This window comes from Chloracidobacterium sp. D, assembly GCF_018304685.1.
Taxonomy (GTDB): Bacteria; Acidobacteriota; Blastocatellia; order Chloracidobacteriales; family Chloracidobacteriaceae; genus Chloracidobacterium; species Chloracidobacterium thermophilum.
The window spans coordinates 1,900,054-1,921,215 of record NZ_CP072634.1 but is presented as its reverse complement, the minus strand read 5'-3'; the positions used below and the strand labels follow the sequence as shown (position 1 = coordinate 1,921,215).

Genomic DNA, 21,162 nt, shown 5'->3' with positions numbered 1-21,162 from the left:
CATCCACATCTGACTCGGTGGCTATCGCCCTGCAAGTTACCAGCGCAAGGCCATGGCCCCCCAGGTGACGCCAGCGCCAAAGGAGGCAAAGACCAGCAGGTTCCCCGGTTTGACCCGCCCGGCCTGGACACATTCATCCAGCGCAATCGGGATGGATGCTGAGGATGTATTGCCGGTGCGGGCGATGTTGGCGTAGATGCGCGCCGGGTCAATGTTCAGTCGTTCAGCCACGGCATCCGTAATCCGTTGGTTCGCCTGATGGGGAATAAACAGGTCCACATCATGGGGGGTCAGACGCAGTTCGTCCAGAATTTGCGCCACAGTGTCCGCCATGCTGCGCACGGCAACTTTGAAAAGCTCGTTGCCACGCATTTTGATGTAGTGCAAACGCTGTTCGACAGTTTCCAGACTGGCCGGATGGCGTGTGCCGCCGCCGGGTGTGTAGAGCAGGTCAGCATAGGTGCCATCGCTCAGAATGCGGTGCGTCAGAATCCCTCGCCCGGTCTCAACCGGGCCGACAACGGCTGCCCCGGCTCCATCACCGAAAATGACGCAGGTGGCGCGGTCGGTGTAGTCCACAAAGCGGGAGAGCAGTTCTGCGCCGATGACCAGAATGTAGCGGCAGTGGCCAGCTTCAATGAAGGCGCGGGCCGTGGCCAGTCCATAGACAAAGCCGGAGCAGGCGGCCACCAGGTCATAGGCGGCGGCCCGCTTGGCTCCAAGCCGGGCCTGGATGATGCAGGCCGTCGAAGGCAGCATCATATCGGGACAGACCGTGGCGCAGATGATGAGGTCAAGATCGGCGGGCGTGAGTCCGGCCGCCTGGAGCGCGCGTTCAGCCGCCAGGGTGGCGAAGTGCGAGGTCGTTTCATCCGGGGCGGCGATCCGGCGTTCGCGGATGCCGGTGCGGGACACGATCCATTCGTCGCTCGTTTCAACCATCTTTTCGAGATCGGCATTTGTCAGGATCCGTTCCGGCAGGGCGTGTCCCGTTCCCAGGATTCCAGCAGCTTGGGTAGGCATGGTTGACTCCAGTTCGTGGTGGGTGGCTTCAGTCTTGAGAACATCGTGTTAGGGTCCTCCGTCCGCCTTTTTGCCGGTACGGGGGTGGAAACCCGGGGCGAAAGGTGGCCGCGACAGACCTCACACCGGTTACTTTGGAAGCGCTGGAGGGTGCGCAGCGTCAAAGCCTTCCAGGGCAATGATAGCCGCCCGAACCTCTGCCGGCAGAGGTACTTTCTGCTGGTTTCGGTAATCGTAGGACACGATGAGACCGTCGCCTTGGGCTGCCACTTTGCCATGGCGGTGGCTGATGACTGTAAAACGCATGACGAAACGATCCTCGCCCAGTCCGGTGACGCCCGTCCCGACGGAAACCGTGTCGGGATAGGTCAACGGAAACCGGAAACGGCACTGGGCATGGGCCAGGATGGGCCCGATGCTGTGGGGAAAGTCGAGTCCGAAGGCAATACGTTCAAAGTAGGCAATCCGTGCACTCTCAAAGTAGCGAAAGTACACCGTGTTGTTGACGTGCTGTGCGGCGTCCATATCGCCCCAGGCCACCGGGCAGGTAATGACCAGGGAATGGCCTTCCAGGCCTTCCAGCGAAGAGGGAGTGGCAGATACCATAGTGAAAACAGCCTCAGTCACAGGTTGTTTCCCAGCCGGCCGGCCCGTCTGATACCGTCCGTCTGGTGAACGAGCGCAAAGACAGGTAGCGTCAAGTTGTGGGTGCAACGTATCGTAATACAGCCTGAAATACCACTCCCGGCACAGGGTTTTTGGCTGGGCCGGGTTGTGTTCCGGTGGTGCCTGGGCGTCCATGGCGGAACTGTTACCACGCGCCGTCAACGTGAATCGAACTGAAGGGAGCCTGTCGGTTGTCTGGCCGGATGGCACGACCACGACCGTACCACTGATGGAACTGCGGCAGGCTTGCCCCTGTGCCACCTGCGCCGAGGCCCGTGGAGAGAACCCGCATCCGGGCTTGCTTGAAGCTCCGTTGCCGGTCAAATCCCGGTCGCGCGGTCTGCCACTGTTGGGTGACGTGCGGAAGTTCCAGATCAGTGGTCTGCACCATGTCGGGCGCTATGCCCTGGGTGTGACTTGGGGCGATAATCACCAGAGCATCTATTCGTGGGCCTTTCTGGCCGAAAGGCGCCGGCCCGACGCTCCGCCAGCGGTTTGAAGCCCTTCCCGGCACAGCCGTCCGATTCCGTCCAAAGTGACGGCGGCTGAGCTGCCAGGCCAGGGTGGGCTTGTCAAAATGCAGGGAACTGGGAAATACTGCATCCATCACGACCATTGCTGCCGGATTCTTGGTGCAATGCCCCGCACATGTTCGTATCCTGGGAGTCGTTTGCATGACACAGCGACTCGAAGACACCTGTGTTCCACGTCTTATTGGCGCCTGCCACCAACGGCGATTGAGCGGAACGTTGACGTTGAGGCAGCCGCAGGTGGTGCGTCATGTGTACTTTGAGCAGGGTGCGGTGGTTTACGCCGCCAGCGAAGTTGTCACCGAACGCTTCGGCGAACGGTTGTGCATGTTGGGTTGTATTTCTCCTGAACAGCTTGCGCAGGCGATGCTGGAAACCAAAAAGGGGAAACGCCTTGGGGCCTGTCTGGTGGAGCTGGGCTATCTGACCGCCGCCGACCTGCAAGCCATGCTGACCGGCCACGTCACCTATCTGGTGCACTCGCTTTTCCCATGGACGACCGGTGAGTATCAGTTTCAGCCCCAGAAGGTGCATGTGGATGGCTTTCAGCAGCCCCTGTCACCGGTGAGCCTCATCTTCGAGGGCATTCGGAACCTGTCCGATCTCGGACTGATCCGACGGTGGCTGGGTTCGCCCCAGCGGGTCCTTCAGCCGGTTGTGGCGCAGCAGGTCAACGTTCCGGGACTGACCCTTTCTTCGGAAGAGATGTTTCTTCTCTCCCGGCTCGATGCGCCCTTCCGGGTTGAGGATGTCTGCCGTGCGGTGCCTCTGCCTGAAGAACAGGTTTTACGCGCGCTTTGCGCCTTCACGATGACCGGCATCGTGAGTTTTGCTGATCCCGACCCGCTGCCGGTCATTGAAGCGAACGTCAAGGGTGCGGCGGCTTCATCGGCAAAGGCGTCGGCTGGGATTGATGCCCGGCAGGCGGCCGAACTGTGCTTCGAGCTGGAGGAAAAGCTGCGGGTTGTGGATGGTGGGGGAAGCCACTACCAGGTTTTGGGCATCAACCGGCGGTTCACCCCGGAAGAACTCAAAAAAGCCTATCGGGAGCTGGCCAAGAAGTTCCATCCCGACCGCCATTCCCAACTGGCTGCGTTTGATTTTCAGGTCAAGGCGGAACTGGAACGTGTGTTCATCGCCGTGCAGCAGGCCTATGACGTGCTGAGCGATGAGGAAAAACGGCGCAAGTATGATCTGACCCTGGCAAGTCACCACTCCCGTTCAACGCCGCCGGGAGGCCGCTTCTCTACCGGCTCCTATCCAGCCGCACGTCCCACGCCGCCCAGCCCGCCGCCGGTTGCCGGACGGTCCTCGCCGCCTGCCGGGAACGTGCCGAAGCCACCGGTCATGCCGCCCCGGCCGCCTGTGCCGCCTGCCCGACCAGCCCCGACAGCAGAGGCGTCACGTCCGCCAGTGTCATCTGCTGCCGCCCCACCCAAGCCACCGGCCAACAGTTCATTTCCGACGCCGCCCATCCTGCGGCGGCCGACGGTCTCTGCGCCAGCCTCGAACACGCCGGGTTCAGGTACGCCCGCAAGCACGCCCACGGAAGCCCCCAGTGCGAAGGCACCAAATTCTGCGCCAAACTCTGCACCAAACGTGGAAGCCCAGTGCCCGCCTGTCCCGACTCCTCCTGCGCCGCCGGTGTCCCCCAACGGGACTCTGCCGCCGACAGCATCGCCGCCCCAGAGGTTGACCGGAGCGTATCCCAAAGCGCCCAGTCGCCCGGCTGAGCCGCCGCCCATTCCAGCCTCTGAGCTGTACCTGCGGACGGTCGAATACATGGGGAACGGTGATGTCGAGCGGGCCTATCAATCCATTCGCCGGGCTGTTGAGCAGCGACCCAACAATGCCGACTACCATGCCTTGATGGCGCGGGTTTTGCTCCGCATGCCGGGGCGGAACAAAGAGGCGGAAAAGTCCTTTCTCACGGCAATTGATCTGTGCCGTGACCCGGACGAGGTGGCGGAGTTGCTGATGGAGTTATCCGATCTCTACCTCAAGTTCGGACTTGAATCCCGCGCCGTGGAATGTCTCGAACGGGGTCTGGAACTGTCCCCAGATCACGAAGAACTCATGAAACGTCGCCAGGCCATCGGCGCCAAGCAGAAAACGACACCCCGGTTGACCGGCAGCCTCCGGGTGGCCACCGGCAGGCGCCTTCAGGCCTTGGTGGGAAAGGTGTTCGGGTTGGACGACCCGGAGGGCAACAAGTCCGGCTAGGGCAGGCCCCTGACCTTGGTACTGGCAGCGCCCGTGGCTGCCAGGCGGTGATTTTCAGCGGCCCTTACGGTTGGGCCGTGCAGGAAACGGCCCAGTGTTTTGGACCTTCCCCGCAAGGGGTAGATTGCGCCAAAAGAGATACGGTTGCGTTGGCACGGCGCGCTGGCTATCATTGATAACTTCGCTTTGCGGCGGGTGTAGCTCAGTTGGTTAGAGCGCTTGATTGTGGCTCAAGAGGTCGTGGGTTCGAATCCCATCGCTCGCCCCACCAGCTTTCTTCTCCCAACTTGTGTGTCAGCAGTCCAAAACCGGCGTGGCGGGGAAAGCCTGCCTGCTGTCTGCCGGGCTGGGAGTCCGGCCGTGGTTTCGTGGTTGACAGTGACGGTAGCCACGAGTAACTTGGCAGCTTGCTTTTTTAAACCACTGTCCGGCATTACGGGGCCCTGCTGCCTGGTTTCACTTTCATTATGATTGCGTCGTTATGGGGTGCCAGTGGAATGGAAGTTGGCTGCTTCTTTGCCGCAGGAAGCAATTTGCTGACACCTGACTGGTCACTTTTTGTCACCGTGGTGGTCTTCCTGCTGGTGGCCTATCTGCTCAATACCTTGGTCTTCAAACCGGTTCTGGCCGTCCTCGATGAGCGCGCGCGTCTGACGAGCGGGTTTCGTCAGCAGCTTGAGGGGTATGACGAGCGCCTGGCCGAATACGAAGCTGCGCTGCGTGCGGGGCGGGTGGCGGCAGCCAAGCTCATTGAGGAACGGCGTGCAGAAGCGCTTCAGCGGCGCAACGAGCTGATTGAATCCGCCAAGCAGTCCGCCGCGGCCGAGGTTGCTGCGGCAACCCAGGCACTTGAGGCGCAGGTGGCGGCGGTGAAGCAAACCCTGACCCGTGATGCTGAGTATCTGGCGGCCTCGATTGCCAGTACGGTTCTGGGGCGTCAGATTGGAACACCGTCATGACCATGACGCTTTTGGTGTCACCGTTTTTGGCCGCCGGGATTCCTTTGTGGGCCAAGTTCCTCAACTTCACGATTTACGCCGCTTTGCTGGCCTGGCTGCTGGCCAAGCCGATAACGGAAGGCCTGCGCAAACGGGCGCAGAACATCCGGGACGCCCTTGACCAGGCCGGCCAGGAGCGACGGCTGGCCGAAACCAAGCTGCGGGAACTGGAAGAGCGTTTTGCCCGGCTTGAATCAGAACTGGCGGCCATCCGCCAGCAGGCTGAACAGGAGGCCCAGGCGGAGTACCAGCGGATTGTGGCGGCGGCCGAAGCGGATGCCGCCCGTTTCCGGCGCCTGGCCCGGATGGAGATTGAGGGGGCGAGTCAATCGGCGCGGCTGGAACTGCAAGCCTTTGCTGCGTCAAAGGCCGTGGAGCTGGCCGAGGAGCTGATTCGGCGGGAGTTATCGGCAGCGGACCAGGCGCGGCTTGTGGCAAGCTATGCCGCCCAGCTCGAAAAACAGCGTGCCTGATGGGAAGGATGTGGTACTGACTGCCGTATGAGTTCACTTGCCAATCGCTATGCCCGCGCCCTGGCCGATGCCGCCGGGGACGATTTTGCAACCGTTGCGGACGAACTCAAAGCCTTTCACAAGTTGGTCACAACACACGACGAACTGGGAGAGGTGTTTGCCAATCCCACGATTCCGCTGGCGCAGAAAGAGGGCCTGCTGCGTGCTCTGGGCGAGCGTCTGCGGCTGCATCCGATTACGGCCAACTTTCTTGGCGTGGTGCTCCGCAACCAGCGGATGTCCCGACTGGAGGACATCCAGACGGCTGTCGAAGCGCTCATGGATGCCCGCCGGGGGATTGTGCCGGTCGAAGTCACCACGGCTATTCCGCTGGGGGTTAGTGAGCGGCGGCTGCTGGAACGCCGCCTGAAGGAAGTCGTCGGCGCCGACATCCGTCTGACCTACAAGGAATCCCCCGACCTGATTGGTGGCATTGTGGCCCGGGTGGGAAGCACCTACTACGATGGTTCGATCCGCACCCAACTGGCTGAACTTCGGGAGCGACTTACCCGGCGCTACTAACCAGCCGGACTGTTTCGAGGAATGACATGGAAGCCATTCGTGCTGATGAAATCAGTCAACTCATTCGTGAACAAATCGAAAACTTTCAAGCTGGCGTCACCGTCGCCGAAGTCGGGACGGTCATCAAGGTGGGCGACGGCATTGCGGAAATCCACGGTCTGGACAAGGTCATGGCCGGGGAACTGCTCGATCTGCCGCATGGCGTCAAGGGCATTGCCCTCAACCTTGAGGAAGACAAGGTCGGTGCCGTGCTGTTTGGGGAATACCACGCCATCAAGCAGGGCGATCTGGTCAAGCGCACCAAGCGCATCATGTCCGTCCCGGTCGGCAAAGGCTTTCTGGGGCGGGTGGTCAATGCCTTGGGTGAGCCTATTGACGGACGCGGCCCCATTGCCAACGACGGCTTCAATCCGGTGGAGCGCATTGCGCCGGGCATCGTCGAGCGCAAGTCGGTCAAGGAGCCGATGATGACCGGCATCAAGGCCATTGACGCCATGATTCCAATTGGCCGCGGGCAGCGGGAACTCATCATCGGCGACCGGCAGACGGGCAAGACCACGATTGCCATTGACACCATCATCAACTCGAAGGGCAAGGACCTGATCTGCATTTACGTGGCCATTGGCCAGCGCAAAGGTTCGATTGCCCAGCTTGTCAAGCGTCTCGAAGAGTATGACGCCATGGATTACACGATTGTGGTCTCGGCGTCGTCTTCCGATCCGGCGGCGATGCAGTACATTGCCCCGTATGCTGGAACGGCCATGGGTGAGTACTTCATGGACCGTGGACAGCACGTGCTGTGCATTTACGATGACCTGTCGAAGCACGCTGTGGCCTACCGTGAAATTTCGCTGTTGTTGCGGCGTCCGCCCGGACGTGAAGCCTATCCGGGGGATGTCTTCTATCTCCACTCGCGGTTGCTTGAACGGGCGGCCAAGTATGACGACAAGCGTGGCGGCGGCTCCCTGACGGCGCTGCCCGTGATCGAAACCCAGGCCGGAGATATCTCGGCCTACATTCCAACCAACGTGATTTCCATTACGGATGGTCAGATTTTTCTGGAAACGGACTTGTTCAATGCCGGCATCCGCCCGGCCATCAACGTCGGCAACTCCGTTTCGCGGGTGGGCAGTTCGGCGCAAACGAAAGCCATGAAGCAGGTTGCCGGGACGCTGCGGCTGGAGTTGGCGCAATACCGGGAGCTGGCGGCCTTTGCGCAGTTTGGTTCTGACCTGGACAAAGCCACACAACGCCTGCTGGCACGTGGGCAGCGCCTGACGGAAATTCTCAAGCAGGGGCAGTATTCTCCGATGCCGCTCGAAGAACAGGTGTTTGTCATCTGGGCTGCGACGAACGGGTATGTGGATGACATCCCGGTGTCGGAAGTCCGCCGTTTTGAAGCGGAGTTGTTGGCTTATCTCAAAAACAATCACGCAACGCTGCTCAACGACATTGCTACGAAAAAGGAACTGACCGACGACATCAAATCCAGAATGAAGGCGGCGACGGATGCCTTCAAGCAGACGTTCATTGTCCGCGCCTGAAGCCGGGGACTGACGACCAGCCGCTCCGTGAGAGGTTTCCATGCCGAACCTGCAAGGTGTTCGACGGCGGATCAAGGCCGTCAAAAACATGCGCCAGATCACGAAGTCCTACAAACTTGTCTCGGCGTCCAAGCTCCGCCGGGCGCAGGAGCGGGTGACGGCGAGCCGTCCCTACGCCCGCAAAATGCAGGAAGTCCTGCGCAACCTTGTGGCGGCTGCGCCGGACTTCACAAGTCCGCTGATGGAGGAACGGACGGGCAACCGGACCCTGCTGGTGCTGATGACGGCAGACAAGGGCCTGTGTGGTGCTTTCAATGCCAACCTCATTCGCGCCGTCCAGCAGTACCTGACGGACCATCCCAACGAGCGGGTGGAACTTGTCGTCATAGGGCGCAAGGGGCGGGACTTTTTCCGGCGGCGCAACATTCCCATCCGCAAGGAATATGTCAACGTTACGTCGAAGACGTTTGGCTATGAGGTCGCCGTCGAAATTGCCCAAGACATCCTCAATATCTACGAGGGAGTGGCGACGGAGGAGGAAACCCTTGCCGTACGTCCCGACCGGGTGTGCTTGGTCTATGCTGAGTTCCGGTCGGCAATTTCCCAGATTGTCCGCATCGAACAGCTTTTGCCAGTCGGCAGACAGGCCGGCAATGAAGTGGGGCCGGCAGTGATGACTGCGCCCCCGGATTACATTTACGAACAGCCTCCGGCGGAAATTCTGGGGCGCCTGCTGCCACGCTTCATTGAAACGTCTGTTTTCCAGGCCCTGCTGGAGTCGGTGGCTTCCGAGCATGGGGCACGTATGGCGGCCATGGACACCGCGAGCCGGAACGCCGGTGAAGTCATTGCCCATCTGACCCTGACCATGAACCGCATCCGCCAGGCGGCGATTACGAACGAAATCATTGAAGTCGTCAGTGGCGCGGCGGCCCTGTAATCTGGGGCTGCCGGGTCATCTGCCCAAAGTCTGAAGTAGTGAGGACTTGCAAGCCGGGGCCTGAGCGTCGCCCGTCCGGGCGCCGGGTGGGCGGGGCTTTGAATACTTGCCTTGGTTTGTCCGGTTGTTCACACTGCCGTCACAGCCTTCATCCTGCTGCCGGGAGGCACGCCCGCCATGTCTTCGCCTTCGACTGTGACGCCGCCGGCGACGCCCATGACCATCGAGGAATTCCTCGTCTATGCCGAGCGGGATGGCTTCTTTGAACTTGTGCGGGGAGTTCCCGTCGAAGTGGCGCCACCGGGTTTCAAACATCAGCTCATTGAACAGGCTCTGCTGGTGTATTTGATGCGGGCCATTGCCGAGCGCAACCTGCCCTACATCGCCATGCTGGAAACGGGTGTCCAGACCGAACCGCTGACCGTGCGGGTGCCTGACCTTCTGGTGTGTCGGGAGCAGACGGCAGAAAGCAAGCTGGCCGCATACAGAGCCACGCAGCAGGACGATGTTTTGCGGTTGAACGATGATGTCCTGCTGGCTATTGAAGTTGCGAGCAAGAACTGGCGTCAGGATTACGGTGTGAAGCGGCAGGAATACGCCCGGCGCGGCATTGGCGAGTATGTGATTGTGGATGAGAAGCGCAAACAGGTGATTGTCAACCGCGACCCGGACGTGGAGCAGGGCCGGTACCGGGAGGAAAAGGTCTATGTCCCGGGCACGGTCTTTGAGCTTGCCGCACTCGGAGGGTATCCGTTGGAGACATCAGTCGTTCTGACACCAATCTGGACCAGTGAGGCCATTCGGCAGGAGATCGCGCGCCTTGAAGCCGAGCAGCAGGCACGATTGGAAGCTGAAGCCCGTGCGAAGGAAGCCGAAGCCCGTGCGAAGGAAGCCGAAGCCCAGGCCGCCGCTGAGCAGCAGGCACGATTGGAAGCTGAAGCTCGTGCGAAGGAAGCCGAAGCCCGTGCTGCGGCCGAACAACAGGCCAGGGCCGCCCTGCTCGATGAACTGGCGCGGTTGCGCACCCGCCTGGGGCAACAGACAGACGATGCTTCCTGATCACGCACCCGACCGGAAGGCGTGGTTGCCCGGTGCGTTGCCGTCGAAAAAACAGCAGCCGCCGGAAACATCCCCGCCGTCGCGCTGGTGGCCGGTCTATACGGCTACGTTGCTCTATGTTGCCGTTGTGATCCTGCTGCTGGACTGGCTGACGCGCCACTTTCGTCCATGACGCGCCGTTTGCTTCCGTCACCTGCCCTGTTTTTCGCTCTGGCGCTGGGGCTGCTGGCCACCGCCGTAGTATTGGCCGTGGCCATCGGAAGCGTCACGCTCCCGCCAGCGACGGTCGTTTCGGTTCTGGCTGCCAGGGCGTTTCCGTGGCTCGATTGGCCACGCTTCACGCCCACGGAAGAAGCCATTGTCTGGGCGCTGCGGTTGCCACGGGTACTCGTGGCAGCCCTGGTCGGTGCAGCGCTGGCTGTGGCCGGAGTGCAGATGCAGGGGTTGTTTCGCAATCCGCTGGCGTCGCCGGACATCATCGGCACGAGCGCGGGAGGCGCGCTGGGGGCCGTTATGGCCATTTCAGCCGGACTCGCAGCCGTTTCGCCGCTCTACATTCCAGCCTTCTCTTTCGTCGGAAGCGCCCTGGCGCTGGTGGCCGTCTATGGTCTGACCGTCCGGGCCGGGCGCGTGCCCGTCACCACGCTTCTGCTGGCGGGAGTGGCCATCGGGGCGCTGTGCGGCGCGTTCACGGCGCTGCTCGTTTCACTCGCATGGAAGCGGTGGGAAGTCGCCCAGGAAATTTCCTTCTGGCTGATGGGCGGATTTGACAGCCGGACATGGCTGCACGTGCGGCTGCTCGCGCCCTGTTTCCTGCTGGGGGCCGGGGTGGCGCTGGCCTATGCCGCCGAACTCGATGTGATGTCGCTTGGTGAGGAAGATGCCCGGGCGCTGGGCGTGGAAACCCGGCGGACGACGTGGATCATCCTGCTGTCGGCGGCGCTGCTGACCGGAGCCGCCGTGGCCGTGGGCGGGATCATCGGGTTTGTGGGCTTGATCGTGCCCCACGCCGTCCGCCTGCTCGTCGGCCCCCGGCACCGGGTGCTGATTCCGGCCTGTGCGCTGGTGGGGGCGGCGTTTCTGGTGGGTGCAGACCTGCTGGCGCGGACGGTCAATCGCCCCGAAGAAATCCGGTTGGGGATCATCACGGCCCTGATCGGCGCGCCGTACTTTCTGCGGCTGTTGCTGCGGCCCGGCCCCTGAGCCTGAAGCCTGCAAGCTTTCAGATGAGAAAAGGCGCGTAGTCAAGCCGGTAGCGCAGATTGGTCTCCCGCGTGCCGATGGGACGGGCCGGAACGCCGCCAACGATGGTGTAGGGCGGTACGTCCTGCGTGACGACTGCGCCGGCGGCCACCACAGCCCCTTCGCCAAGGGTGACACCGGGCATGACAATGGCGCGGTAAGCAATCCATACCCGGTCGCCAATGATGACCTCACCGCCCTGATCGGCAAAATCCGGCGACTGGGGATCGTGGCCAAGGGTGAGAATGGTGGCTTCCGGGCCGATGGAAACATCGCTGCCCGTCCGAATGGCGTAGCGCCGGCCGTCAAACAGACAGCCGAAGTTGATCGCATTGCGCGGGCCGAAGAACACCTTGCGGCCGTTGAGAAACCGGCAGCCCATCTGAACCCACGTCTGCGTACCGCATGCGCCCAGATAGGCCCGCAGATAAGCCCGGCGGACATAATGCGAAGGAAAATGCGTCAGCCAGTGATTGTAGGCGTAACTGAGCAGGCTTCCGGCCAGCACGCGCGGCGTCATTGCTCAACCTCGCCCAAGATGCGTTCCGCCACGTCGCACAGAATATGCCCGATGAGGATGTGCATTTCCTGAATGCGTGGCGTCGCCTCGGAAGGGACGCATAAGCACAGGTCGCACAGGGGGCGCAGCCTGCCGCCGGTACGTCCGGTCAGTCCGGCCACCATCAGTCCCTGCTGCCGGGCCGCTTCGGCCGCACGGAGCACACTGGGGCTGTTGCCGCTGGTGGAAATCGCTATGAGCAGGTCGCCCGGACGCCCCAGCGCCAGCACCTGCCGGGCAAAGACTTCCATATAGCCGATGTCGTTGGCTACGGCGGTCAGGATCGAAGTGTCCGTCGTCAGCGCCAGGGCTGGAAACGGCCGGCGGTCACAGAGAAAGCGCCCGACGAGTTCGGCGGCCAGGTGTTGGGCATCGGCGGCCGAACCGCCGTTGCCGCACAGCAGAACGCGCCCATCGCGGCGAAGCGTCTCAACCAGCCGGGTGGCCAGCTCCGCAATCGTGGGCAGGAGTGGCGGCAGTGCGGCGGCAACTTCCGCGTGTTCACGCAGGGCCGCCGCCGCAATCTCGGTTGGCAGGAGGGGTGGCTGGGGAGAGGACGCCATAGGACAATCTGCACATCAACAACCCGGACGCTAGCAGGAACGCCAACGAAGGGCAATTCCGCCGGTATGACGGAAAACATCCACCGGATGCCGCCCAAATCCAGACAGGTATCAAGGTTCCGCAGGACGGTGAAAGACTTCCCGCAGCAGCGCCGCCGCCCACAGCCGGGCCGCGGCTGATGTGCCGGCCGCGTTGAAATGCACCCGGTCGGGCTGGCGCATGTCGGGGCCCAGTTCGTCGGTGTCCGGTCCGGGCAGCGCCAGTCCGGTTTCCCAGACGCGGCGTTGGCCATCACGTACGCCGGCAAAGGTCTGCCCATCCTTGAAGGACGCCCGCGCAACGACCCATGTCAGCGGCGTCTCTGTTCGGACGGCCGCGCGGGTGGCTTCGATGATGGCCGTCAGACGGGTGGCGTATTCGTCAGCCGCCATGGCGCTGTCACTTTCGCCCTGATGCCACAGAATGGCGCGCGCGCCTTGGGGGCCAAGCGCCTGAAGCACCTGCACCAGATGCTGGAAGTGGGGCGTTCCGGGGGCCCAGTCGCGGATGCTGCTGCCGCCGACGGCCACATTGACAAACCCGACCGGCGTGCCGAGGCGTTGCACCAACAGGTCGCCCACCAGCGGCCAGACCGAACCGCCGCCGTTGAGCACCTGTGGGTCGTGACCGGCCCGCCAGGTCAGACGCCCATCTTCACCGACGAGACCCGTGCGCACCAGCGGCGACGCGGCCGAAAACAGCGTCGTGCAGCTCCCGGCCGCGTTGGACTGCCCGGCAACGATGAACACCTCGCCAACGCATACTTCGCCGACCTCGACGTGATTGAATGCCTGTGGCGGACGTGGTTCGCCAACGCGCAGCCAGACCGGTTGGCAGCCGGTCGGCAGCCGCAGCGTGCCCTGAAATTGCGTCCAGGTTGGCACGGCCAGCGTTTGCCACTCAGGCACCGATCGGTCATCGGCATTGGCGACGGCCACTTCAACGGTCTGTGCCAGCCAGCCTGCCCGGCCGGTGAAACCGACGGATGCCGTTCCGTCCGCGCCGCGCTGCACCACCTGCCCATCGGCCGGAAAGGAAACGGCATGAATCCGGCGGTCAAGGTAGAGTGTACGGCGCAGCCCGAACCAGTTGTTCCAGACAGCCAGACCGGCCAGCAGCACCGGCAGCAGCAGGGCCGTCCCCCAGACGGCGAAGAAGTGCCGCCTGGCTACCATGGTGAGACCCCTGCTTGGCGCAGACGCTGGCGACAGTCCCAGCACCGGCGGCGTCCCTGCCACCAGCCGCGCCAGTAGCCCCGCAGCGCCGACCACTTCGTAGCATAATCAAACAGCGGAATGCGCCACCAGCCGCCCTGTCCGCCACGCTCACGGTAACGCGCCATTGCCGCCCGCAACCGCCACAGCCGGAGCGCGGTCAGGGTGACGCCGGCCAGCAGCAGCAGTCCGCCGATGACCGGCAGGCGTCCCAGCCAGACGATTTCGACCGCACCGACCAGCAGCCCCACGGGCCAGGCCAGAATTTCGGCCAGCAGCCGCCCGCCGACGAGCAACCCGTACGTGCGCCAGATATCCGCCTCGCCAGCGCCGAAAAAGTTGCGTTCCGCCTCGCGCCGGAACCGGCGCAGGGTTGCCGGACGCTCCCAGAAACAGCGCGGCGTCGGGGCGCTGGCCACACGGTTGGTCGTTGCGTGGAGCAGCAGCGCAAACACCATGTCATCCGCTGCCAGCGTCAGGTCTTCGGGATAACCGCCAAGCCGTTCCCACAGACGCTTGCGGTAGGCAATGGCGCGCGAAGACGCATGGGCGGTGGCCGTCGCCCGCAGGGCAAATTCCCGGTGCATGGCAAATTCAACCCGCGCCCACACGTCGGGCAGGTCTTCGTAGCGCACCATCCAACTGCCCATGACGGCCTCCAGCGTGGCATCTTCGAGCAGCGGCGCGGCCAGTTCCTCCAGCCAGCGGTCATCCCACTGGCAGCCCACATCCGTGGAAACGATGATGTCGTGTGTTGCGCGCTGAATGGCCAAATTGCGGCCGCGGGCGACGTTGCAGCCGTCTTCACGGGCGACGACCAGCCGGTAGTCGAGTCGTGGGCAGTAGGCTTGCAGGAACTCCCACGTGCCATCGCGCGAGCCGCCGTCCACCACGACGATTTCCCGTGGGCAGAGCGTTTGCCGCTCCATGGCGGCAAAAAACGCCCGGCAGCCCTCCAGGTCGTTGAGTACGGTCGTCACGAGTGACACCGGAGCGTAGCGCGCTTCCGACGTAACCATGCGTCAGTCGAGTTGGCGGCAGGCGGCAACCCACAGCCGCAGGTTGGCCGCGACATTGCGGAAGTAGTCCTGCAACGCCTCGCCCCACAGAAACCCGTTCTGCCCGGCGGCCCAGGCTTCAATCCGGTCGGCCAGTTCAAGGGCCGCCGTCCCGTAGTCCGTGGCTGGCGTCAGCGGCGTTTCGAGCAACGGCAGCATGTCGTCCAGTACGACCATCCCGGCCAGCTCGTGCCACAGGTCAACGTACAGGTTGTGGGGCGTGCGGCGATGCTCCACCACGGGCGAGCCGACGCGCACCCGGTGCCCGACAGCTTCGGCGCACAGTTGCACAAAGTAGCCGCTGAAGATGTCGCCAAACCGGTCCAGTTTGAGGCCGGCCAGCGAGACGCCCATTTTGACGTAGTAGTAAGCCGGCAGTGCGGCGCGCATCACGGCCGTGTTCTGCGTGTTGATGGGCGACCGCACGCCGCGTCCGAGCAGGTAGCTTTCGGTGAAGGCTTCCCGCGTGGCGCAGCGCGTGACGATGCGCGTTGCCGCGTCAACATCCGGGTCGCCCGACCACAGGCCGGCATTGACAGCGACGCGCCCGGTTTCCGCCGTGGCGCTGACTGTTCCGCAGGCGAGCGTCCGGCGCGGATAGGGAAAACCGCGTGGATATACCGTCTGCCCTCCGCCCAGTGGCGGGCAGTCCACCGTCATCATCGAGCAGATGTTGAACCAGTTGTCGCTGCCGACCGCCACGGGCAGGGTCACGTCGCACCCCGTGACGGCATGTTCGCCGAGAAAATCCCAGCCGGGCGTGGGATAGTTGTCGTCGTCAATGCTGATGATGGGGTCGCAGCCGTCGCGGTAGGCCATCAGAAAGCCGACATTGCGCCGGTTGTCGCTGCGCCAGGGGATTTCGGCCGCCAGTGCCGGGAAATCCGAAAGAAAGGCGCGCTGGTCGTCCGGGGTGAGGAAAAACCAGGGCAGCCCCCGGCGGGTGTAGGCGCGAACCCGCTCGGCGCAGGCTTCCGGCGTCGTCAGATCGCCGACGACGTAAAACCTGACCTCTGCCGTGCGTCCGTAACGCTCGAAGTGCTCATGGTAAGCATCAATAAACGCGCCGTCATAAATGGTGGTGACGACAATGCCAAACATTGGAAATGCCTCATGTTTCGTCTGGAATGAACCGGATGTGCCGTAACTGCCACGATAGCCGCTCGCCCTTGGGGCGCAAGCCAAGTTGTTCCGCCGGCCAGGCCGGAGCCGCCTGCAACGTCACGGCGACGGGCCGACCGGGCGCAGCCCCGGCAACCGCGATTTCCCACGTGGATGACTGCCCGGCCGCCAGTGTCTGCCGGTTGGCGGCGACGCCATCCACCAGGCTGTCAATGGTGACCGGGGCCGGGTGTCCGGCAGGGATTTCCCCCGTGATGACCAGACGGCCCGGACGGTTGACCAGCAGCGTCAGCCGTGGCCCGGCCCAGTCATCCGTCCGCCACCGGCCGCCATTGAGCGCAAAGTGTACCGGCGGCGGCGCGTCGAGCCGGTAGAGATCGTGTTCCAGGCGTACGGTGCGCCCCAGGTCGCGCCCGGGCACGAAGTTGGGCATCTGGAAGTGATATGCCCCGACCCGTGTGAGTTGCCAGCCCAGGGCTTCCAGGCGCGGCAGCAGTCGGTCGGTTGCGCAGTCCTCAAACAGGCGTACGTGCTTGCCGAAGGCCCGCGCATAGTGGCGCAGGGCAAGGTAATCGCCGGCGGTCGGAAGACGCAGGTCGGCGTTTTCGGGATCGTCTCCCAGCGCAAAGGCGCCAGCGCCAGCCAGTGCGCCGAGCCGTTCGTGGCCGCGCCGCTTGATCTGGTTGTCGGCTTCGACCGGAACTTCGGCTGCGGACACCTGTTCAGGGAAAAACAGGCGGGAATCGGGCGTACCTTGGCGGGCATAGACTTCGACGAACATACCGCAGCCGTGCCAGACGGCCCGTTGCAGCCGGGCCGTCTGGGCAAAGCCCGCCACGTTGAGCGTCAGCCACAGCAGCCCCAGCCCGATGACCACCTGCCGCCCCGGCCGGGGCAACGATGCCAGGGCATCGGCCGTCAGCAGCAGGGCCGCCAGCCAGCCGGCAACGACCGGCATGAGAAAGTACCCGCAGGGCCACTTCCAGACGATGAGCAGCCCAAGGGCCGCCAGCCCGGAAAGAAAGGCCACCCCGGCCAGCAACGCGACCGGATGCCGCCCACTGAGGCGCTGCCGGTCAGCCCAGAGACCCGCCAGCGCGCCGCCGCCAAGCAGGAACAGTTCGGGATACCTGGTCAGGTAAATGTAGCCGTTGAAGGCCATGCTGCGCAGCGACAGATCGGCCAGCGTCAGGCGGTAGGTTGTCGGCTGGATGAGGTGCCTGGAGGGCAGCCAGTAGGTCCCGACAAACAGGAGTACCGCCGCGGCCTGCCAGATGAGCAGCCCACGTTCGCGCCAGCTCCGGGCGGCATAACCGGCCAGTCCGAGTAACGCCACCGTGCCGATGGTCACCAGTCCGCTTTCCTTGACGAGCACCGCGCCCCCCGCGCACATGCCGGCAGCCAGCAGCCACCACGGCCACCGCACCGGTTGGGTCAGCGCCAGCAGCCCGAACGCCAGCGTACCCAGCAGGCCCAGCGCCGTCATCCAGTCGGCTTTGGCCAGCGTGTAGGCGTTTTCAGCCAGAGGCGACTGCACAAAGAGGAGCGCCGGCAGGCTCCACGCCAGCCACGACTGCACCCGGGCCTGCTGTGCTGTGAGCAGCATGTATCCGCCGCCGCACAGCGCCAGCACGAGCGCCTGAACCAGATGGTGGGCGGTTCGTGAAGGGCCCAGCCCATGGGCTATGGCGGCGTAGTACAACCAGAACACCGGGCGGTAGCGTTCGCCGTCATTCCGGCTGAAAAGCATATCCACCCAGCCGTGGCTCGTGGCCATGTCCCACACGCGCTGCTCATCGAGAAGGCCCCATGGGCGCGGCAGTGCCGACGGCAGGATGGCCACCGCCCACACGAGCAGCAGCGCCGGCAGTGCCAGTTGCCAGCGTGGACGGTTCAAGGTGGAAGGTGACGGCGAAACGTCAGACATGCTTTGGTTTATGCGGGCCAGAACCGCCGGTAGCGCAGAAAACGGGGTAGTCCCAGCCAGCGCCGCAACCGCATGGGCCAGTCCGGTTGGGGCGCGACGGCAAAGTAGGCTGTCAACCACTGTTCGGCGCGGGCCAGAGCCGCCCGGGCCGTTTCCGGGTCGTCGGCGCGGATAGCGGCTTCATACACGCTCGAATAGGCCCGCATCAAGGCAGCAGCCTGTCCGGCCGTGGGTTGTTGCCCGCGCTCGGTCAGCCACTGCCGGTTGTACTCGGCCGCCAGATCGAACTCGCGGAGACGCTTGGCCGGGTCATCCAACTGATTGCGCGCCGTCGGGGTCTGCATGCGGTAAAAAGCGCCCGCGGCCGGGCTGAAGGCTGTCGGGTAGGCCATCACCAGCCGGAACCAGAACACGGCATCCTCGTTGGAGAAGCGGTCGAGTTCCTCCGGCCACAGGTACGCTTCCGTCAGGATGGCCCGTCTGACAATGGCGGCATGGACAGCCCAGGGCGGAAAGGCAAAAGCGGCATCCCGCAGCCCTGCCAGTCCCTCGTCCTGCCCGGCCGGCCGCTGTCGGGTGATGTTGCCCGGCGCTGTTTCGCGCACTTCCTGCCAGCCGCCGGCCACGATCATGGCTTCCGGGTGTTGGGCGGCGACGGTGAGTTGTCGTTCGAGCTGGTCGGGGGCCAGCCAGTCATCGGCATCGAGAAACTGAATCCACTCGCCCTGCGCCAACCGGATGCCGTAGTTGCGGGCGGCACCGGGCCCCTGGCGGGGGGAGGTCAGCACATGCACGCGCGGGTCTGAGCAGGCGCGGGCCACATGTGCGCCGCCGTCGGTTGAACCGTTGTCCACGACGAGCATTTCCCAGTCCGCGACGGTCTGCGCCTGCACGCTGCGAATGGTCTCCCCGATGTAATCAGCCTTGTTGTAGAGCGGTGTCACAATGGAAATGACCGGCAAAAGGCAACCTCCCTACAGATTCAGGCTAGTGCCTTATAGCCCGCATCAAGCCGGAAACAAACTGCGCCTGTAGCCGGTCTGGTTCAAACAGTGTCCGGGCTGCCTGCTGTGCCGCTCGTGCCAGCCGTTGCCATTCATCGGGTTGCTGCGCCAGCCGCCGAACAGCAGTGATGACGGCTTCCGGTGCATCCTCAGTGACAACATGGGCTGCCCTATGTTGCCTGGCCCACTGCACGCCGCTGCTGTATTCCGGCCCCCATATCATCACTGGCTTGCCAAAGCGACAATACTCAATCAGCTTTGATGGGAAGTTTGTCTGCATCAACGTGGCATCTTCTGAGGCAAAAGAAGCAACGACAAGCAGGACATCAGTCGTATGGAGGGTTTCGAGAGGAACATACCCGCCATAGGACCCGTCTTCGCAGCAAGCCTGCAGGAGGGTAGCAGGCCAATCCGGCAGCGGCCCCCACATTCGCACTGCCAGATCGGACTGTCCGTTCACGGTTTCCCACAACTGCCGCATCATGCCGCCGTAGTTGCCCGACAGATTCCCAAGATAGCCCAGCACCAGCGGTTTTTGTCGGACGGGTGCCGATGGTGTTGCCAAGGGCACAACAGATGAGTCCCCTGGAATGGGATACAGTACGACGGCGTCATGATGGGGGCCAAGCGCCTGTTTCAAACTCTCGCTGACAACAAATGCCACCCGGCTTTGTTGGTAAAGTCGGCGAAAGTTGGCTTCCAGACGGGCACGTGCCCAAGCCGGAACGGTCAAATAAGCCGGAAACCAGTCGTGAAAAACACTCACAAGCGGCACACCACAGTCCGCTGCCATTTCCAAGGCAAGCCAGGCCTGGTCGCCGTGGGCAACCGTGAGGATGACATCCGGCCGGTGGTATTTGATGTGTTCCCGTAGCCGTTTCAGGTTACAAGGAACGACGACTCGTGCCGGAAGCATCCAGCGGGCTGCGCGTGCCCATGGCGCAAACCGGGTGCGGGTAAGACGTTCCAGCCCATGCTGAGCCAAAGCCCATAGCCCGGGCGGTGCTGCGACATCCAGCGTCCGTCCAAGCTGGGATGATTGTCCGGCAGCGACCGCAACCGTGATGTCCACGGCTTCGGCCAGGCGTGCCAGGTGGCGGTACAAAATGATTTCACCGCCGGAGGTTTGGCGTGGCGTGACCGGTGACAATACCAACAGGCGGCGTCCAGCAAGACCGGCTGGTGATTCAGACGGGAGCCGTTCCGGCATAGATGGCAAGTGCCTGTCTGGCTTGGCGTTCAAGGGAATACTCACGCAGCACGACATTTCGGGCCGCTGCACCAAGTTGCCGGCGCAACGCAGCGTCTTCCATAAGACGAATGATGGACTGGGCCAAACCGTGGACATCTTCCGGCGCAACCGTCAGGCCTGTCGCCTCATGCCGTACGAGGTCTGGCATGCCGCCTACTGCAAATGCAATGCAGGGCGTACCGCACGCCATAGCTTCCTGAAGCACCAGTCCAAAAGCTTCCTGTCGCGCCGGACTCACAAACACATCCGCCGAAGCGTAGGCAATGGCTTTGAGCCGGTCATGACCAATCCTGCCAAGCGGGAGTACGTTGCAACCAAGCCGGTAGTACCTTTCGGGAAGACCGCCTCCCATAACGAGCAAGGTCATCTTCTGTCGCTTCTCTGTCGGTATCGTAGCCAAGGCCCCTTCCAGCAAATCCGCGCCCTTACGTGGGTCGGAAGCATTTATGGCTGCAAACATGACAACAAACCGTTCTGGCGGCAAACCCAACAACTCCCGGCAGGTTGCACGGTCACGAGGTTGGTACACGTCAGTGTCCAGTCCACAGGGAATGCAGTGAACCGGCGTATCTTTTAGAAAACTGGCGCGGGCAATGGTCTCCATCCAGCGACTCAGCACAAACACGCCGGCCAGCCTTTCCTTCAGGGCATGGTGTTTGAGCCGCCACTCCAAGGCTGAAAAGTCAAAGCGCATCGGCGGGTACGTTTCAGGATACGGGCACCGGCCGCAGCCGGTTTGCCAGCGGGTGCAATCGGTGCTGTAGGTACAGTGTCCGGTAATGGCCCACATGTCGTGCAACGTCAGAAAGGCCCGCTTGCCCCGCAACAGTTTCGGCAACGCCAGATAGTTGAAATACCCATGGTGCAGGTTGTGCAGGTGCACGACCTCCGCTTCCTGAAACACCTTTTCCCGCGCCAGATCGAACGTGCTGGTGATGAACACATCGGGAAACCGCAGCCACCGCCCCAGCCGCGCCAGTTGGTAGTCCCGCCAGCGCCAGCGCGGCAGCGGATAAGTGTCTGTCCCGTCACCCTGAATCCGCGCCGCCAGAATCGAAGACGCCACCCCCAGCCGCCGCAACCCCGTGTGAAGCCGCCACATGGCAGTCGCGGCCCCACCCAGTTGATCGAATTCGTTGATGTGGACAACCCTCATGCCGGGCC

At 63.2% G+C, this 21,162-nt stretch carries 21 protein-coding genes and 1 tRNA gene; 11 read left to right on the top strand and 11 right to left on the bottom strand.

The genetic code is table 11. The features are described from left to right. Window positions 1–36: 36 nt before the first annotated feature. Complete coding sequence (locus tag J8C01_RS08060) at window positions 37–1,023, bottom strand: beta-ketoacyl-ACP synthase III (RefSeq protein WP_211431577.1); 987 nt, start codon at window positions 1,021–1,023, stop codon at window positions 37–39. A 129-nt stretch (window positions 1,024–1,152) separates the two neighbouring features. Beyond that, window positions 1,153–1,629: an acyl-CoA thioesterase gene (locus J8C01_RS08055; protein WP_211431576.1), complete on the bottom strand. Its 477-nt coding sequence runs from the start codon at window positions 1,627–1,629 to the stop codon at window positions 1,153–1,155. Window positions 1,630–1,822: 193 nt separating this feature from the next. Between J8C01_RS08055 and J8C01_RS08050 the strand changes: the two genes are divergently transcribed. The 11 genes from J8C01_RS08050 to J8C01_RS08000 all read left to right on the top strand — a co-directional run bounded on the left by J8C01_RS08050 (window position 1,823) and on the right by J8C01_RS08000 (window position 11,220). Further along, complete coding sequence (locus tag J8C01_RS08050; RefSeq protein WP_211431575.1) at window positions 1,823–2,188, top strand: DUF971 domain-containing protein; 366 nt, start codon at window positions 1,823–1,825, stop codon at window positions 2,186–2,188. Window positions 2,189–2,363: 175 nt separating this feature from the next. Beyond that, window positions 2,364–4,442: a DnaJ domain-containing protein gene (locus J8C01_RS15560; RefSeq protein WP_211431574.1), complete on the top strand. Its 2,079-nt coding sequence runs from the start codon at window positions 2,364–2,366 to the stop codon at window positions 4,440–4,442. 191 nt (window positions 4,443–4,633) lie between these two features. Continuing rightward, window positions 4,634–4,710 (top strand) — tRNA-His (locus J8C01_RS08040). A 265-nt stretch (window positions 4,711–4,975) separates the two neighbouring features. Then, entirely contained in the window at window positions 4,976–5,401 is a 426-nt protein-coding gene (locus J8C01_RS08035; RefSeq protein ID WP_211431573.1) for an ATP synthase F0 subunit B, read from the top strand. Next, the gene (locus tag J8C01_RS08030; RefSeq protein ID WP_211431572.1) at window positions 5,398–5,913 is read left to right on the top strand and encodes a F0F1 ATP synthase subunit B family protein; all 516 of its coding nucleotides are present in this window, start codon (window positions 5,398–5,400) and stop codon (window positions 5,911–5,913) included. Before J8C01_RS08035 ends, J8C01_RS08030 begins: the two co-directional genes overlap by 4 nt. 27 nt (window positions 5,914–5,940) lie before the next feature. Further along, window positions 5,941–6,474, top strand: coding sequence for an ATP synthase F1 subunit delta (gene atpH / locus J8C01_RS08025; RefSeq protein WP_014100114.1), 534 nt, complete (start codon window positions 5,941–5,943; stop codon window positions 6,472–6,474). A gap of 26 nt (window positions 6,475–6,500) precedes the next feature. Continuing rightward, entirely contained in the window at window positions 6,501–8,018 is a 1,518-nt protein-coding gene (gene atpA / locus J8C01_RS08020) for a F0F1 ATP synthase subunit alpha (RefSeq protein WP_014100113.1), read from the top strand. A 40-nt stretch (window positions 8,019–8,058) separates the two neighbouring features. After that, window positions 8,059–8,958, top strand: coding sequence for an ATP synthase F1 subunit gamma (gene atpG, locus J8C01_RS08015; protein WP_014100112.1), 900 nt, complete (start codon window positions 8,059–8,061; stop codon window positions 8,956–8,958). Window positions 8,959–9,135: 177 nt separating this feature from the next. Beyond that, entirely contained in the window at window positions 9,136–10,017 is an 882-nt protein-coding gene (locus J8C01_RS08010; protein WP_211431571.1) for a Uma2 family endonuclease, read from the top strand. Continuing rightward, window positions 10,007–10,189, top strand: coding sequence for a hypothetical protein (locus J8C01_RS08005; RefSeq protein WP_014100109.1), 183 nt, complete (start codon window positions 10,007–10,009; stop codon window positions 10,187–10,189). Before J8C01_RS08010 ends, J8C01_RS08005 begins: the two co-directional genes overlap by 11 nt. Then, the gene (locus tag J8C01_RS08000; RefSeq protein ID WP_014100108.1) at window positions 10,186–11,220 is read left to right on the top strand and encodes a FecCD family ABC transporter permease; all 1,035 of its coding nucleotides are present in this window, start codon (window positions 10,186–10,188) and stop codon (window positions 11,218–11,220) included. The genes J8C01_RS08005 and J8C01_RS08000 overlap by 4 nt, the downstream gene beginning before the upstream one ends. 19 nt (window positions 11,221–11,239) lie before the next feature. Here the strand turns inward: J8C01_RS08000 and J8C01_RS07995 are convergent, their stop codons facing one another. The 9 genes from J8C01_RS07995 to J8C01_RS07955 form a co-directional block, all read right to left on the bottom strand. Then, window positions 11,240–11,779 (bottom strand): acyltransferase, encoded by a 540-nt coding sequence (locus J8C01_RS07995; protein WP_058867140.1) that lies wholly within the window; start codon window positions 11,777–11,779, stop codon window positions 11,240–11,242. Further along, window positions 11,776–12,381, bottom strand: a complete 606-nt coding sequence (locus tag J8C01_RS07990) for a D-sedoheptulose-7-phosphate isomerase (protein WP_211431570.1) — start codon at window positions 12,379–12,381, stop codon at window positions 11,776–11,778. The genes J8C01_RS07995 and J8C01_RS07990 overlap by 4 nt, the downstream gene beginning before the upstream one ends. 111 nt (window positions 12,382–12,492) lie before the next feature. After that, window positions 12,493–13,596: a sialate O-acetylesterase gene (locus J8C01_RS07985; protein WP_211431569.1), complete on the bottom strand. Its 1,104-nt coding sequence runs from the start codon at window positions 13,594–13,596 to the stop codon at window positions 12,493–12,495. After that, window positions 13,590–14,654 (bottom strand): glycosyltransferase family 2 protein, encoded by a 1,065-nt coding sequence (locus tag J8C01_RS07980; protein ID WP_211431568.1) that lies wholly within the window; start codon window positions 14,652–14,654, stop codon window positions 13,590–13,592. The genes J8C01_RS07985 and J8C01_RS07980 overlap by 7 nt, the downstream gene beginning before the upstream one ends. Window positions 14,655–14,657: 3 nt before the next feature. Next, window positions 14,658–15,794 carry a hypothetical protein gene (locus J8C01_RS07975; RefSeq protein WP_211421695.1) on the bottom strand — a complete coding sequence of 379 codons (1,137 nt, stop codon included), beginning with the start codon at window positions 15,792–15,794 and terminating at the stop codon, window positions 14,658–14,660. Between the two features lie 10 nt (window positions 15,795–15,804). After that, a complete protein-coding gene (locus tag J8C01_RS07970; protein ID WP_211431567.1) occupies window positions 15,805–17,742 on the bottom strand; it encodes a hypothetical protein in 1,938 nt (645 codons plus the stop codon). Window positions 17,743–17,750: 8 nt separating this feature from the next. After that, complete coding sequence (locus J8C01_RS07965) at window positions 17,751–18,704, bottom strand: glycosyltransferase family 2 protein (RefSeq protein WP_211431566.1); 954 nt, start codon at window positions 18,702–18,704, stop codon at window positions 17,751–17,753. Window positions 18,705–18,729: 25 nt separating this feature from the next. Further along, entirely contained in the window at window positions 18,730–19,956 is a 1,227-nt protein-coding gene (locus J8C01_RS07960) for a glycosyltransferase (protein ID WP_014100100.1), read from the bottom strand. Further along, window positions 19,934–21,154 (bottom strand): glycosyltransferase family 4 protein, encoded by a 1,221-nt coding sequence (locus tag J8C01_RS07955; protein WP_211431565.1) that lies wholly within the window; start codon window positions 21,152–21,154, stop codon window positions 19,934–19,936. Before J8C01_RS07955 ends, J8C01_RS07960 begins: the two co-directional genes overlap by 23 nt. Window positions 21,155–21,162: the final 8 nt, after the last annotated feature.